The organism is Enterobacter sp. JS8-1, from assembly GCF_049187015.1.
GTDB lineage: Bacteria > Pseudomonadota > Gammaproteobacteria > Enterobacterales > Enterobacteriaceae > Enterobacter > Enterobacter mori.
Window position 1 is genome coordinate 3,364,155 of record NZ_CP185805.1, and the last position, 15,290, is coordinate 3,379,444.

14 protein-coding genes are annotated in these 15,290 nt (G+C 57.1%); 2 read left to right on the top strand and 12 right to left on the bottom strand.

The annotated features are described in order from the left end of the window. Positions 1–24: 24 nt before the first annotated feature. The 9 genes from purF to pdxB all read right to left on the bottom strand — a co-directional run bounded on the left by purF (position 25) and on the right by pdxB (position 9,111). Positions 25–1,542, bottom strand: coding sequence for an amidophosphoribosyltransferase (gene purF, locus ACOQH0_RS15945; protein ID WP_010433256.1), 1,518 nt, complete (start codon positions 1,540–1,542; stop codon positions 25–27). Between the two features lie 33 nt (positions 1,543–1,575). Beyond that, positions 1,576–2,064 (bottom strand): colicin V production protein, encoded by a 489-nt coding sequence (cvpA, locus tag ACOQH0_RS15950; protein ID WP_000262116.1) that lies wholly within the window; start codon positions 2,062–2,064, stop codon positions 1,576–1,578. A gap of 254 nt (positions 2,065–2,318) precedes the next feature. Then, positions 2,319–3,005 carry a cell division protein DedD gene (dedD, locus tag ACOQH0_RS15955; RefSeq protein WP_126544345.1) on the bottom strand — a complete coding sequence of 229 codons (687 nt, stop codon included), beginning with the start codon at positions 3,003–3,005 and terminating at the stop codon, positions 2,319–2,321. After that, positions 2,995–4,263: a bifunctional tetrahydrofolate synthase/dihydrofolate synthase gene (folC, locus tag ACOQH0_RS15960; RefSeq protein ID WP_421510795.1), complete on the bottom strand. Its 1,269-nt coding sequence runs from the start codon at positions 4,261–4,263 to the stop codon at positions 2,995–2,997. The genes dedD and folC overlap by 11 nt, the downstream gene beginning before the upstream one ends. A 70-nt stretch (positions 4,264–4,333) precedes the next feature. Beyond that, the gene (gene accD / locus ACOQH0_RS15965) at positions 4,334–5,239 is read right to left on the bottom strand and encodes an acetyl-CoA carboxylase, carboxyltransferase subunit beta (RefSeq protein ID WP_010433245.1); all 906 of its coding nucleotides are present in this window, start codon (positions 5,237–5,239) and stop codon (positions 4,334–4,336) included. Positions 5,240–5,393: 154 nt separating this feature from the next. Next, a complete protein-coding gene (locus tag ACOQH0_RS15970; protein ID WP_303568988.1) occupies positions 5,394–6,053 on the bottom strand; it encodes a DedA family protein in 660 nt (219 codons plus the stop codon). 28 nt (positions 6,054–6,081) lie between these two features. Beyond that, a complete protein-coding gene (truA, locus tag ACOQH0_RS15975) occupies positions 6,082–6,894 on the bottom strand; it encodes a tRNA pseudouridine(38-40) synthase TruA (protein ID WP_042716992.1) in 813 nt (270 codons plus the stop codon). After that, positions 6,894–7,907, bottom strand: coding sequence for an aspartate-semialdehyde dehydrogenase (locus tag ACOQH0_RS15980; RefSeq protein ID WP_421510796.1), 1,014 nt, complete (start codon positions 7,905–7,907; stop codon positions 6,894–6,896). The genes truA and ACOQH0_RS15980 overlap by 1 nt, the downstream gene beginning before the upstream one ends. Before the next feature lie 67 nt (positions 7,908–7,974). Beyond that, entirely contained in the window at positions 7,975–9,111 is a 1,137-nt protein-coding gene (gene pdxB, locus ACOQH0_RS15985; RefSeq protein ID WP_182945759.1) for a 4-phosphoerythronate dehydrogenase PdxB, read from the bottom strand. 112 nt (positions 9,112–9,223) lie between these two features. Between pdxB and flk the strand changes: the two genes are divergently transcribed. Next, complete coding sequence (gene flk / locus ACOQH0_RS15990; RefSeq protein WP_421510797.1) at positions 9,224–10,231, top strand: flagella biosynthesis regulator Flk; 1,008 nt, start codon at positions 9,224–9,226, stop codon at positions 10,229–10,231. Between the two features lie 91 nt (positions 10,232–10,322). Here the strand turns inward: flk and ACOQH0_RS15995 are convergent, their stop codons facing one another. Then, positions 10,323–11,501 carry an MFS transporter gene (locus tag ACOQH0_RS15995; protein ID WP_421510798.1) on the bottom strand — a complete coding sequence of 393 codons (1,179 nt, stop codon included), beginning with the start codon at positions 11,499–11,501 and terminating at the stop codon, positions 10,323–10,325. Between the two features lie 68 nt (positions 11,502–11,569). Continuing rightward, the gene (gene fabB, locus ACOQH0_RS16000) at positions 11,570–12,787 is read right to left on the bottom strand and encodes a beta-ketoacyl-ACP synthase I (RefSeq protein WP_089597894.1); all 1,218 of its coding nucleotides are present in this window, start codon (positions 12,785–12,787) and stop codon (positions 11,570–11,572) included. Positions 12,788–12,945: 158 nt separating this feature from the next. Between fabB and mnmC the strand changes: the two genes are divergently transcribed. Further along, on the top strand, positions 12,946–14,943 hold the full coding sequence (mnmC, locus tag ACOQH0_RS16005) for a bifunctional tRNA (5-methylaminomethyl-2-thiouridine)(34)-methyltransferase MnmD/FAD-dependent 5-carboxymethylaminomethyl-2-thiouridine(34) oxidoreductase MnmC (RefSeq protein ID WP_421510799.1): 1,998 nt from the start codon (positions 12,946–12,948) through the stop codon (positions 14,941–14,943). Positions 14,944–15,001: 58 nt separating this feature from the next. On the opposite strand, the gene ACOQH0_RS16010 is transcribed toward mnmC, so the two are convergent. Then, the gene (locus tag ACOQH0_RS16010; protein WP_048029667.1) at positions 15,002–15,280 is read right to left on the bottom strand and encodes a YfcL family protein; all 279 of its coding nucleotides are present in this window, start codon (positions 15,278–15,280) and stop codon (positions 15,002–15,004) included. Positions 15,281–15,290: the final 10 nt, after the last annotated feature.

Here is a 15,290-nt window from a genome sequence, read left to right on the forward strand (position 1 = left end):
CGTCTGCCCTCACCTGCAGAAGCATCAACCTTCGTTGTGCATCTCTAAGCTTTCAAGATCGTTCTGCAGCTGGACGGCTTTCGCATCGTCGTTACGCAGGGAATCCAGGTAGTCGAGATACTGCTGGTCAACGTCTTTGGTCACGTACACGCCGTTAAACACTGAGCATTCGAACTGCTGAATGTCCGGGTTCTCAGCACGCACCGCGTCGATCAGATCGTTCAGATCCTGGAAAATCAGACCGTCAGCACCGATGATCTGGCGAATTTCGTCCACTTCACGACCGTGAGCGATCAGCTCCGTCGCGGTTGGCATGTCGATGCCGTACACGTTCGGGAAGCGAATTTCTGGCGCCGCAGACGCCAGGTACACTTTCTTCGCACCGGCTTCGCGTGCCATTTCGATAATCTGCTCAGACGTCGTACCGCGAACGATGGAATCATCCACCAGCAGTACATTCTTGTCGCGGAACTCGGCGCGGTTGGCGTTCAGCTTACGACGTACAGACTTACGGCGCAGATGCTGGCCCGGCATGATAAAGGTGCGGCCAACGTAGCGGTTCTTCACGAAGCCCTGACGGTAAGGCTTATCCAGAATACGCGCGATTTCCAGCGCGATATCACAGGAGGTTTCCGGGATAGGGATCACGACGTCGATATCGAGATCGTCCCACTCGCGGGCAATCTTCTCGCCGAGCTTCGTACCCATGTTCACGCGCGCGCTGTAGACGGAAATCTTGTCGATGAAGGAATCCGGACGGGCGAAGTAAACGTATTCGAACAAGCACGGGTTGCTGACCGGATTGTCAGCACACTGGCGGGTAAACAGCTGGCCCTTCTCAGTGATGTAGACCGCTTCACCGGGCGCAACGTCACGCAGGAATTCAAAGCCCAGCGTGTCCAGCGCCACGCTTTCAGAGGCGACCATATACTCCGTACGACCATCGCCGAGCTCACGTTTGCCAAGCACCAGAGGACGAATGCCGTTTGGATCGCGGAAGGCGACCATGCCGTGACCGATAATCATCGCCACGCAGGCATACGCGCCGCGGATCTGACGATTTGTTGCGGCAATGGCAGCAAAGATGTTGTCTGCTTCCAGCGGGTAGTGACGGAAGTTATCCAGCTCGCTGGCGAACACATTGAGCAGGATTTCAGAATCAGAGGTGGTGTTAATGTGGCGACGTTTCTCTTCGAACAGCTTTTTACGCAGCTCGTGCGCGTTGGTCAGGTTGCCGTTATGAGCAAGGGTGATGCCATACGGTGAGTTGACGTAGAAAGGCTGTGCCTCAGAGGCGCTGGAACTGCCAGCAGTAGGATAACGAACGTGACCGATCCCCATATTACCTTGCAGACGCTGCATATGGCGGGCTTCAAACACATCGTTTACCAGGCCATTCGCCTTGCGTAAACGGAAGCAGTTGTTTGCATCAATGGTGATGATACCCGCAGCATCCTGCCCACGGTGCTGAAGCACCGTTAACGCGTCATAAATCGACTGGTTTACCGGCATGAAACCGGCGATACCGACAATACCGCACATTCGTCTTTTCCTCGTTAAGCCACATCTCAGGGTTTATGCCCTGGGCAAAAAACTCGACGAGCTTTGCAGATAGTCAAAGAACCATCTGATGATGAAGCTGAACTCTGGAATGAGCTGCGATTTCTGCCAGTCTTCGCTTTTGGAGAACCCGGTGAAGGTATCCAGGAAGAACAGTATCGCGGCCACAATCAGCACGCCTCGCAACGCACCGAAACAGATCCCGAGCACCCTGTCCGTTCCTGACAGACCGGTTTTCTCGACCAGCTGACCTATCACGTAATTGACGATAGCGCCAACAATCAGCGTCGCGATAAACAGCACCGCGATGGCGATTCCGTTTCGGACCAGTTCATCTTCAAAGCCCGTGAACCAGACAGACAGGTAAGTGTAGTAATGACTGGCAACAAAGAAAGCACAACCCCATGTCACCAGCGATAACGCTTCACGAACAAAGCCACGGATCAGGCTAACCAGACAGGAAAAACCAATCACCGCAATGATGGCGTAATCAATCCAGACCATATGTGTCCCACGATTTAACGCCCTGTCATCCAGTTCGGGGCGAATTCTAACAGAAAAAGAAAACGTTTGCGTAGGGATTTCCTTCCCGCGCGTAAATAAAAAAGGCGCTGAAAAAATGTTCAACGCCATGGGCCTTTTGACGCCTCTGTGGACGTCTGTTCCCCCTCACCCCGGCCCTCTCCCTCAAGGGAGAGGGAGGAGTCTATCCCCTCCCCCCCTTTGGGGAGAGGGTTAGGGTGAGGGGCAAGATCGTGTCAGTTCGCGCTGTAGTTCATCACCACACCGCTCAGCCCGGAGATCTGCTTCAGCTCACCCAGCGACCCTTTCAGCTTATCTTTCGACGCTTCAGGCCCCACCAGGATACGGGTAATTTTACCCTGCACCGGCGTGGAAGGTGAAGTGTAAACACGGTATCCCGCACCGCGCAGTTTACTCACCACCTCGTTGACTTTATCGGCGTTTTTCAATGCGCCAAGCTGAACAACGTAGGCTTTACCCGTCGGTGCCGCGTCCTGTTTCGCCGGTGGTGGGGTTTCTGACGCTGCAGCCAGCTGCTCTGCCGCTTTATCCCGCTGCGGCTTCGGCTGCGGTTTCTCGACAGGCTTCGGTTTTTCAACAGCCTTAGGCTGTTCTACCGGCACCGGATCGATTTCGATATTGTTATTCGCAGCCAGGCGAGAAGGATCGAGCGATGGTGCGGCAGCATCGCCTGCGCGCACCTCTTCTGCCGCGCCCTCTGGCGGCTGAGCAGGTAGCGCCTGCGTCGCGGCGGGCAGCATGTCTGGCTCATCGCGATCGCCCGGTTTCGGCACCAGCGGAATGGCCGCAAATTCGTCCTGATAATGCTTTTTCTGCCCGTCGAGCAGTCCCGGAAGAATAATCACTCCGAGCGCGACCAGCACAATGGTTCCTGTTAAACGGTTCTGAAACTTACTCGCCACCGGTTCTCCCCGCGTCCATCACTTCCATGACATGTGCCACCGTGTGGAATGAACCACACACCAGCACGGTATCTTCTGGTTTAGCATCCGCCATCGCAGCATGCCAGGCCTGAGCCACGCTACTATAGATTGCGCCTGTGCCGAGATGTTCCATCAACTGCTCAGCCGTCGCGCCACGCGGCCCCTCCAGAGGAGCACAATACCAGCTATCGACCACACTCTCCATGCAGGCCAGCGTCCCGCCGATATCTTTATCATGAAGCATACCGATAACCGCCAGCACGCGCCCGGTTTTTGGTAACGATTTGAGACGTCCTGCCAGATACGCCGCCGCGTGCGGGTTGTGGGCCACGTCCAGAATAAGACGCGGCGACTCGCTGACAATCTGGAAACGCCCCGGCAGGATCGCGTTCTGGATACCGTCGCGGATCGCCTGCTCGCTCACCGTCAATCCACTGGCACGCAGTGCCGCCAGTGCGGTGGCGGCGTTCGGCTGCGGTACCTGCGGCAGCGGCAGGTCGTCCAGCGCATCCTGCGCATCGCTAAAGCGCCAGCCGTTGTCCTGAACCTCATAGTGCCAGTCCACGTCGCGGCGCATTAAATGAGCGCCCTTCTCATTCGCCACGTCGGCGATGGTATGCGGCATGTCCGGCTCGCCGACTACGGCGGGCTTATTCGCCCGGAAGATACCGGCCTTTTCACGGCCAATGCTTTCACGGTCTGGCCCCAGCCAGTCGGTATGATCCAGCGCAATGCTGGTGACGACGGCGACATCCGCATCCACCATATTGGTGGCGTCAAGACGACCACCGAGCCCGACTTCCAGAATCACCACGTCAAGCTGCGCCTGTTTGAACAGCCACAGCGCTGAAAGCGTACCGTATTCGAAATAGGTTAATGAGATCTCACCGCGTGCAGCTTCAATTTCCGCGAATGACGCCGTATGGGCAGATTCCGACAGTTCACGGTTCTGCACGCGCACCCGCTCGGTGTAGCGCACCAGATGTGGAGAGCTGTAAACGCCTACCTTGTAACCCGCCGCCATCAGGACAGATTCCAGCGTGCGGCAGGTCGTGCCTTTCCCGTTGGTGCCCGCGACGGTGAACACGAACGGAGCCGGTTTGAGCACATCAAGACGCGCAGCGACCTGGCTTACGCGTTCAAGCCCCATATCGATGGTTTTACTGTGCAGGTTTTCCAGATAAGAAAGCCACGCGGCCAGGGGCGACGTGGCTTGGGGAATGCTTTTATTTTCCATAATGCCCGGTTGTCATTAACAGATTAGAAAGCAAAAGGGCAGCGCCAACCGGCCCTGCCCTTTTCAGTTATCAGGCCTCGGGTTCCTGATCCGGTACGATCACGCCTTCGCGTGGCTCATCCGGGTTCGGCGCGGGCAGATTCATCAGCTTCGCCAGGACGCTTGCCAGTTTCAGGCGCATTTCCGGGCGGCGAACGATCATGTCGATAGCGCCTTTCTCGATGAGGAACTCACTGCGCTGGAAGCCCGGCGGCAGTTTTTCACGTACGGTTTGTTCGATAACGCGAGGACCGGCAAAGCCAATCAGCGCTTTTGGCTCAGCGATGTTCAGATCGCCCAGCATCGCGAAGCTTGCAGAGACGCCGCCCATGGTTGGGTCGGTCAGTACAGAAATGTACGGCAGACCGCGCTCCTGCATTTTCGCCAGCGCTGCAGAGGTTTTCGCCATCTGCATCAGGGACATCAGCGCTTCCTGCATACGTGCGCCACCTGAAGCGGAGAAGCAGATCAGCGGGCAGTTGTCTTCCAGCGCCTGCTCAACGGCACGCACGAAGCGCGCACCAACCACGGAGCCCATTGAGCCGCCCATAAAGGAGAACTCAAACGCCGCGGCAACAACCGGCATCTCATGCAGGGTGCCTTTCATAACGATCAGCGCGTCTTTCTCGCCGGTCTCTTTCTGTGCAGAGGCCAGACGATCTTTGTATTTTTTGGAATCGCGGAACTTCAGCACGTCTTTTGGCTCAAGTTCGCTGCCCAGCTCTACCAGAGAGCCTTCGTCCAGCAGGCTATGCAGGCGGTTGCGCGCCGACATACGCATGTGGTGGTCACATTTTGGACACACTTCAAGATTGCGTTCCAGTTCTGCACGATACAGAACCTGGCCGCAGCTATCACACTTCGTCCATACCCCTTCAGGAATGCTCGCTTTACGCGTTGGGGTAATGTTGCTTTTAATTCGTTCAATCCAGCTCATTGATAACCTTTCTGCCTGAACCTGGTCGTATGCCAGTTTTGCTATAAGAGGCGAATAATGCCATTTTTGCCTCCAACAGACCATGAATGTTGCACATTAAAACATAACAGCCCGAAACTTTGGATAAAAAAGTGGTCGAACCGCCAGCGTGCATTTACTTCGCTTGTTTAGCTGCCGCCCGTTTGTGACGGATGATTTCGATAACACCCGGCAGTACGGAAAGCACAATAATCGCTACAATCAGCAACTTAAGGTTTTCCTGAACCACTGGCAGATCGCCAAACAGGTAGCCTGCGTAAGTAAAGAGCAGTACCCACAGCAGCGCACCGACAACGTTATACATCGCAAAATGACGATAGGACATATGCCCCATTCCTGCCACAAACGGTGCAAAGGTACGAACGATGGGGACAAAACGGGCAAGAATAATGGTTTTGCCGCCGTGACGCTCGTAGAAGGCATGCGTTTTATCTAAATAGCTGCGGCGGAAAATTTTGGAATCCGGATTACTGAATAACCGTTCTCCAAACACGCGCCCGATGGTGTAATTGACCGCGTCTCCCACAATGGCGGCGATGATCATCAGCACAACCATTAGATGGACATTCAGGTCATTGGTCGGCAGAGCGGACAACGCACCGGCCACAAACAGCAGCGAATCTCCGGGCAGGAACGGTGTCACCACCAGACCCGTTTCACAGAACAAGATCAGGAACAGAATGGCATATACCCAGATGCCATACTGCGCGACCAGTTCCGCCAGGTGAACATCAATATGCAGAATGAAATCAATCAGAAAACGTATTACGTCCATATTGTCTAAGCCTTAATTGCACCTTTGTTTAGTCCGCTAGAAACAGCGGGCCCATTGGCGGTTTTGGCAGGTCAAACCGATCCGGATAATCCACCGAGACCAGATACAGCCCTTCCGCTTTCGCCGTTGCTGCCGCAAGCGTTCTGTCCTTCGCTGCCAGCAGTTCTGCAATCCAGCTCTCCGGCTGGTGTCCGGCACCCACTTCCATCAGGCTGCCAACAATATTCCGCACCATATGATGTACAAAGGCATTGGCTTTGATATCGACCACCACATACGCGCCATAACGACTGACGTTAATGTGCATGACGTTACGCCACGGCGTACGGGACTGACACTGCACCGCACGAAACGACGTAAAGTCATTTTCTCCAATCAGACACTGCGCCGCACGCTGCATACGTTCTGCATCAAGCGGCTCATAAAAATGCGTCACGCCCTGGCTTAACACTGCCGGACGCAGACGCTGGTTGTAGATGACGTAGCGGTAACGGCGCGCAGTGGCGCTGAAACGCGCATGAAAATCATCCGGCACAGCTTTCACCCAACGCACGGCAATGTCACCAGGTAAATTCGCATTTACACCCAGCGTCCAGGCAGCATCCTTGCGCACGGCGGTGGTTTCAAAGTGCACCACCTGCCCTGTGCCGTGAACACCGGCGTCGGTTCGGCCTGCGCATAGGACGTTAATCGGCTCATTCGCTACCTGAGAAAGCGCTTTCTCCAGCTTTTCCTGAACGCTGCGCACTTCGTTCTGACGCTGCCAGCCATAATATTTACTGCCATCGTACTCAATGCCGAGGGCAATTCTATGGACCGGCTTTTGTTCCACTTCTGACATCAGTACAGGTACTCCTGCACCAGCTTCTCGGCGATTTTAACTGCCATCAGCGCGCCGCCAAAGCGTACGTTATCGGCAACGGACCAGAACTGAACCTGCTCCGGCATGCCGTAATCGTTGCGCACGCAGCCAACGGAAAGATGCGCGCTACCGGTGGCATCGCCCACCTGGGTCGGGAATTCGCTCTCTTCGGAAAGGACGATATCTTCACCGCGGCCAAACGCATCGCGCGCTTCTTCCGCCGCCAGCGGGCGCAGGGCTTCAAAGCCAACCATCTGCGCGTGGCCGTAGAAGACAGGCGACTGCACAACGTTGGCGGAGATCATCAGTCCTTCATCCTGCAGAATTTTACGCACTTCATCGACGATACGACGCTCTTCGCGCACGGAACCTTCACGATCCGGCAGCAGTGGCAGCATGTTGAATGCCAGCTGGCGACCAAAATAATCATCTTCATCAATCGGAATACCGTTCAGCAGCTTGGCGCTCTGTCCGGCCAGCGCATCGACCGCTTTTTTACCGTTAGCGGAGGCCGACAGCAGGCTGGTCACATTAATACGAGACAGGCCGCCGTCGTCGATCAGCGGTTTCAGCGCAGTCAGCAGCTGACTGGTCAGGCTGTTCGGTACCGCGATGACGTTGCGGTTGCGGTAGTCAGCCAGCACGAACGGGTTCACGTCCGGCACCACCAGCGGCACATCCGGCTCCATTGAGAACAGGCCGCTCAGGTCGATCACCAGGCAGCCTGCGTTGGTCGCCTCTTCAACGTACGCAGCAGTCGCTTCAGCGCCCGCGGCGAAAAACGCCAGCTGCGCCTGCGTCCAGTCAAACGCAGCCGCGTCCTGGACCATGACGGATTTACCGTTAAAACGCAGATGCTCACCTGCGCTGTCGGTACGCGCCAGCGCATAGATGTCGCCCACCGGGAACTGACGCTCAGCAAGGGTTTCGAGCAGGGCTTCGCCCACGGCACCCGTGGCACCTAAAATGGCAATGTTCCAGCCTTCAGACATGGTGGTTTACTCCAGAAATAAAAAAGCGTCCCTGTCGGAGTTTCCGACAGGGAGCATTAAGAAGACATTAACGTGCCGGGTGATGAACGGCGTTAAACCCGAGTTTATGCAGCAGCGTCGCCGCCGACGCATCGTCGCACATCACATACAGGGAAGACCATTCACGGCGCTCAACATAGTTTTTGCGCAGCTTATCAAACTCACCCGGCAAACCCGCTGATTTACGCAGCAGCGCGTCATCGCGGCGCACATCATACACCAAATGCACCAGCCTTTTCAGCGTTGCCTGATCGAGCGGGCCGTGCAGAGTGATGCGACCAAATTCTGGCGCTGGGAGTAAGGTATCCAGCGCTACCTGCTGCGGATGACCGATAAAGGCGCTGTAGGCTTCAAACACCTGCGTCGTGCCGCGCGCTTTGCCTTCAAGCGTATAGCCAGCGATATGCGCGGTGCCCACGTCCACCTTGTTGAGTAGCTCAACGTTGAGTTCCGGCTCGGGTTCCCAGACGTCCAGCACCACGCTGAGGTTTTGTCCTTCGTTCAGACATGTCAGCAGCGCGGCGTTGTCCACGACCGGGCCACGGCAGGCATTTATCAGAATAGTGCCAGCCTTCAGACGGCGGATCAGCGTTTCATCGGCCAGATGAAGAGACTTATACGGCCCCTCTTTAAACAGCGGCGTGTGGAAGGTGATCACATCACACTGTTCAACCAGCTCATCCAGCGAGCGGAAGTCGCCTTCATCGCCGTTATCTTTGCGCGGCGGGTCGCACAGCAGGGTGCGGATCCCTAATGCTTCAAAACGCTTTTGCAGGCGACCGCCCACGTTGCCCACGCCGACAATCCCCACGGTGCGGTCTTTCAGCGCAAAACCATCGCGCTCGGCCAGCATAAGCAGCGAGGAGAAAACGTATTCCACAACGGCAATGGCGTTACAGCCCGGCGCGGCGGAAAAACCGATCCCCGCCTGCTTAAGCCACTTGTCATCCACATGATCGGTCCCAGCCGTTGCGGTGCCGACAAATTTCACCGTTTTGCCGGAGAGCAACGTCTCATTTACTTTGGTCACCGAGCGCACCATCAGGGCATCGGCATCATCCAGTTCGTTCACCGGAATCGGGCGACCAGGGACAGCCTTAACATCGCCAAGGCGGCTAAACAGCTCGCGGGCGTAAGGCATATTTTCATCAACGAGGATTTTCACGTCTGAGTACCTGTTTGAGAGGAAGAAAACCTGCCAAGTGTGCCATAATCTCGCCGCCAGGCATATATGTCAGCCGGGTTAACGCTGAGTTTTGACTTTAAGGATTCCGACGATGCAGCCTATTTCAGGTACGCCGCCGCGCCCTCCGGGTGAAGGCCCCTTAACGCCGCCGAGTGTCGCAGGCGAACAGCCGCTCTCCACGCAACAGCGCACCGTGCTGGAGCGACTGATCACGCGCCTGATTGCGCTGACGTCGCAACAAAACGCGGAAGTCTGGGCCGGGGTGAAGCATGACCTGGGCGTGAAGAACGACGTACCGCTGCAGTCGCGCCATTTCCCTGCCGCCGAGCAGAACCTGAACCAGCGAATCAACGCCGCGCAACAAAATCACACCACTCGACAGATTGTGTCGCAGTTGACCGAGCTCCTGGGCCAGGGGAACAATCGCCAGGCGGTCAGTGATTTTATTCGCCAACAGTATGGCCAGACTGCCCTGAGCCAGCTCACGCCCGATCAGCTCAAAACGGTGCTGACGCTGCTGCAAACCAATCAGCTGTCGATTCCGCAGCCTCAGCTGCGCCCGGCGACCGAACGCCCGCTGCTGCCTGCTGAGCACAACACGCTTAATCAGATGGTGACCAAACTGGCCGCCGCCACCGGCGAGTCGACAAAGCTCATCTGGCAATCCATGCTGGAGCTGTCCGACGTGAAAAGCGGCGAGTTGATCCCGGCCAGACAGTTTACGCATCTGGTCACCTGGCTGCAGGCGCGCCAGACGCTCAGCACGCAAACTACCCCGACCCTGCACACGGTTCAGGCAGCACTTAAGCAGCCGCTCGAACCGCACGAGTTTGAGGCGGTGCGGGATTATACCCAGCAGACCTGGCAGGCCACGCCGCAAACAGTGCTGACCACCGCGCAGGTGCAGGATATATTGAATCAGATCTTTATTCGTCGCGCCGAGCGCGAAGGCGGCATTCCTGAAGCACGGAACATTCAGCCAATTTACAGCCCGCTGTTTGCGCCCGTCGTGGAAACCTTCAAAACGCTGTCCGCCCGTCCGGGGCTGATGTTCATTGCGTTGCTGATTGTGCTGGCGATTTTCTGGCTGGTTGCCTGACCTTTTTGCCCGGTGGCGCTCCGCTTACCGGGCCTACAACGGCTCGAACCGTAGGCCGGGTAAGGCAGAGCCGCTACCCGGCAACAACAGCTCAAGTCCTGCGAAACGCCACCAGCGTCACCACGATCCCCACCACCGCTGAAACGGCCCCGGCAAGAAATACGGACGGATAGCCAAAGGATGTCGCCACCAGCCCCGCCAGCGGCGCAGTAACCCCGTAGGAGATATCCTGAAACGCGGCATACCCACCGAGCGCCGTGCCGCGAACCTGCGGGGCCACGCGTTTCACCACCTCAACGCCCAGCGCCGGGAAGATCAGCGAGCAACCGCAACCGGTCAGCGCCGCCCCCAGCAGCGCAACGTAGGCATTGGGCGCCTGCCAGAGCAGCAGCAGACCAATGGTCTCAATGACCAGCGAGGCCACCGCCACCTTCACGCCGCCTAAGCGATCTGGCATCCAGCCAAAAAGCACGCGCATCAGTACGAACGCGCCGCCAAACGCGGTGAGCGTAAAGCCCGCCATTGCCCAGCCACGGCTCATAAAGTACAGGGAGACGAAGGTACCAATCACCGCGAAGCCAACGCCCTGTAGCGCCAGGCCGAGACCCGGTTGCCAGATTTGACCGACCACGCTCCACAGGGATGGGCGTTCGCCTTTATGGGCCGGGACTTTTCGCACCGAACCATTAAATGCCCACGCCAGCAGCGGCAACACCATGGTGGTACCCGCCAGTGCCGCAAAACCAAAGTGGCTGTGGATCAGCAGACCCAGCGGAGCACCTGCTGCCAGGGCACCGTAGATGGCCATCCCGTTCCAGGACATGACCTTGCCCGAACGCGCAGGGCCAACCAATCCCATCCCCCAGGTCAGGGTCCCGGTCAGCAGCTGACTTTCACCGAATCCCAGGATTAAACGCCCCACCACCAGCAGCGCAAATTTATACACGGCGTCTACCGGCAGGAGCGCGGCCAGCAGCCATGCGCCGCCCGCCAGACCGCAGGCAAACATGCCCTGCAAAGCTGACCGTTTTGCACCGTGCTGATCCGCCAGGCGTCCGGCGTAGCCACGCGTTAACACCGTCGCTAAAAACTGAATACCCACGGCGATGCCAACCAGGGTATTGCCATAGCCCAACTCCTGGTGAACAAACAGCGGGATCACCGGCAGCGGCAGGCCGACGGTCATGTAGGTAAGAAATACCGCAAAAGCGATACGGAACAGCGAGGTGTTCCCGGACGTGGCGTTTATATCTGATGTAGCGGCCGTCATGCATAACTCCGAATTCAGGCATAAAAAAAGGGAGCCATCAGGCTCCCTTCTACTATACATTCAAACGCTTATGCTTTCAGCTTACGCATTACCAGCGTGGCGTTGGTGCCGCCGAAACCGAAGCTGTTAGACATAACGGTCGTCAGCGTCGCATCCATTGGTTTGGTTACGATGTTCAGACCAGCAGCCTGCTCATCCAGCTCTTCCACGTTGATGCTTGGCGCGATAAAGCCGTGCTCGAGCATCAGCAGAGAGTAGATCGCTTCCTGCACGCCAGCCGCACCCAGAGAGTGACCGGTCATGGCTTTGGTTGCAGAGATCGCCGGGCTCTTATCCGCGAAGACTTCGCGGATCGCACCCAGTTCTTTCACGTCGCCTACTGGAGTAGAGGTACCGTGGGAGTTCAGGTAGTCGATTGGGGTATCAACGCCGTGCATCGCCATCTTCATGCAGCGCACTGCGCCTTCGCCGGATGGAGCAACCATGTCAGCACCGTCGGACGTTGCGCCGTAACCCACGATCTCAGCGTAGATGTGAGCGCCGCGAGCCAGAGCGTGTTCCAGCTCTTCAACCACAACCATACCGCCGCCGCCCGCGATAACGAAACCGTCGCGGTGTGCGTCATAGGTACGGGACGCTTTATCTGGCGTCTCGTTGTATTTGGTGGACAGTGCGCCCATTGCGTCGAACTCACAGGCCATTTCCCAGCCCAGCTCTTCGCCGCCGCCAGCAAACACGATGTCCTGTTTGCCCAGCTGGATTTGCTCAACCGCGTTACCGATACAGTGCGCGGAAGTCGCACAGGCGGAGCTGATGGAGTAGTTCACACCGTGAATTTTGAACGGTGTCGCCAGGCAGGCAGAAACAGCTGAACCCATGGCTTTGGTCACAACGTATGGACCTACCGCTTTCAGGCCGCGCGGGCTACGCATGGCGTCCGCACCGAATACCTGCGCTTTAGACGAACCGCCGGAACCGGCAATCAGACCCACGCGCGGGTTGTTCTGATAAACGTCTTCGCTCAGGCCAGCGTCAGCGATCGCTTCCTGCATGGAAAGATAGGCGTAAATAGAGGCATCGTTCATGAAACGAACCACTTTACGGTCGATCAAACCGGTGGTGTCCAGTTTGACGTTACCCCATACGTGGCTACGCATTCCCGAATCTTTAAACTCTTCAGAGAAAGTGATCCCGGAGCGTCCTTCACGCAGAGATGCCAGGACTTCCTGCTGGTTATTACCGATGCTGGAAACGATGCCCAGGCCAGTAATCACTGCACGTTTCATTCAATACCTCTGTAAGTCGCACTATAGTAAGTTTCGAGTCGCACAATAGCGTACACTTGTACGCCGAACAAGTCCGATCAGACAATTTCTGAGGAAATTTGCACCGATGGGCTCACATCGTTAAGATCGTGCCACTGCCTGTCGGACGAGTAACTTACGTGAAACAAAACGCTATACAACCCGCCAACCTCGAATTCAACGCTGAGGGTACACCTGTTTCCCGAGATTTTGATGACGTCTATTTTTCTAATGATAACGGACTTGAAGAGACACGTTATGTTTTTCTCGATGGAAACCAGCTCGGCGACCGATTCCCCGCGCATCCGCGCAGCCTGTTCGTGGTGGCGGAAAGCGGATTCGGTACCGGCCTCAATTTTCTGACCCTCTGGCAGGCGTTTGATCGGTTTCACGCTGCACATCCAGAGGCTACGCTCCAAAGATTACATTTCGTCAGTTTTGAAAAATTCCCGCTCACTTTGCACGATTTACAGCTCGCACATCAGCACTGGCCGGAGCTGGCAACCTGGGCAGAGCAGCTTCAGGCGCAATGGCCACCGGCCGTGGGTGGCTGCCATCGTCTGATTCTGGACGGCGGACGCGTTACCCTGGATTTATGGCTGGGCGACATTAACGAACTTACCGATCGGCTCGATGATTCGATGAATCAGAAAGTGGATGCCTGGTTCCTGGACGGTTTTGCCCCTGCCAAAAACCCGGATATGTGGAGTCAGCATCTGTTTTGCGCAATGGCGCGTCTGGCCCGCCCGGGCGCAACGCTCGCTACCTTCACCTCGGCAGGTTTTGTCCGCCGCGGGCTGCAGGAAGCGGGCTTTACCATGCGTAAAACCAAGGGGTTTGGCCGCAAGCGCGACATGCTGGTCGGGACGATGGAACAGACGTTGAATGTCCCCGCTCAGGCACCGTGGTTTTCCCGTCGCGCCAGTACAACACGCGAGGTAGCACTCATTGGCGGCGGCATTGCCAGCGCCCTGCTCTCGCTCGCGCTTCTCCACCGTGGCTGGCAGGTCACGCTCTACTGCGCCGATGAGGCACCGGCGACGGGTGCCTCAGGCAACCGTCAGGGCGCGCTTTATCCTCTGCTGAGCGCGCACGACCCGGCGCTGTTCCAGTTTTTCCCGGCGGCATTTACGTTTGCTCGTCGTCTGTACGATCTTCTGCCTGTTGATTTTGACCACGACTGGTGCGGCGTGACGCAGCTCGGCTGGGATGAGAAGAGCCAGCAAAAAATCGCGCAAATGCTGTCGCTGGGTCTGCCGGAGGCGATCGCCCGTGCGGTCACTGCGCAGCAAGTTGCTGAAACCACGGGCGTCGACACGAGCTGTGACGGTATACAGTATCCGCTCGGCGGCTGGCTGTGCCCGGCCGACCTGACGGCGGCGGCGATGACCCTGGCCCAGTCTCGCGGGCTGACGGTGCACTATGCCCACAAGGTTGAATCGCTTAGCCGGACAGAACGCTGGAATCTGCGTTTTGCTGATGGCAAAGCGGCGCAGCACGCAAGCGTAGTGCTGGCAAACGGACATAACATCAGCCAGTTTATTCAGACAGAAACATTGCCGGTTTATCCGGTCGGCGGCCAGGTAAGCCATATCCCAACCGCGCCCGAACTGAGCAAGTTGCGTCAGGTGCTGTGCTATGACGGCTATCTGACGCCGCAAAATCCGTCTAACGGCCATCACTGCATCGGGGCGAGCTATCATCGTGGCAAAACGGAAATGCGCTGCAGCGACGCGGACCAGCAGCAGAACCGCCAGCGTCTGATTGATTGTTTCCCGGATGCGGCGTGGGCGAAAGAGGTTGACGTCAGCGAAGGTGAAGCCCGCTGCGGCGTACGCTGCGCCACGCGTGACCATCTGCCGATGGCGGGGAGCGTGCCGGACTATGAGGCAACGCTTGCGGCCTATCAGGATCTGGCTGATAACCGGGACACGGCGGTAAGCGCACCGGTGTATCCGGAGCTGTTTATGCTCGGCGGGCTGGGCTCAAGGGGATTGTGCTCTGCGCCGCTGCTGGCAGAGGTGTTAGCCGCGCAGATGAGCAATGAGCCGATTCCGCTGGACAGAATTACGCTTGCGGGACTCAACCCAAATCGACTGTGGGTACGGAAACTGCTGAAGGGGAAGAAGGTTAAGTAGGGTGCGGTCTGGTGCCCTCACCCCGACCCTCTCCCACAGGGAGAGGGTGGTGAACCACTTACTTCGCTTTCGCCTGCTGGAACAAATTGTCCCACATGCCCAGCACCAGAGACTGGTCGCGCGGAGAGAGCTCCCCGGCCTGAATGGCTTTTTCAAGGCTGCGAGTCACTTCTTCGTGAACTGCGTCGGCAGAGTGATCGTCACCAGCCTCCAGCTCGGCTACGGCAAGCGTCAGGTGACCACGCAGATAACCGCTGGCGAACAGCTCATCATCACTGGCGTGTTCCACCATGTCATCAATTAACGCCAGAATGCGTGATTCAAATTCTGCGATCATCTTCTTTCCT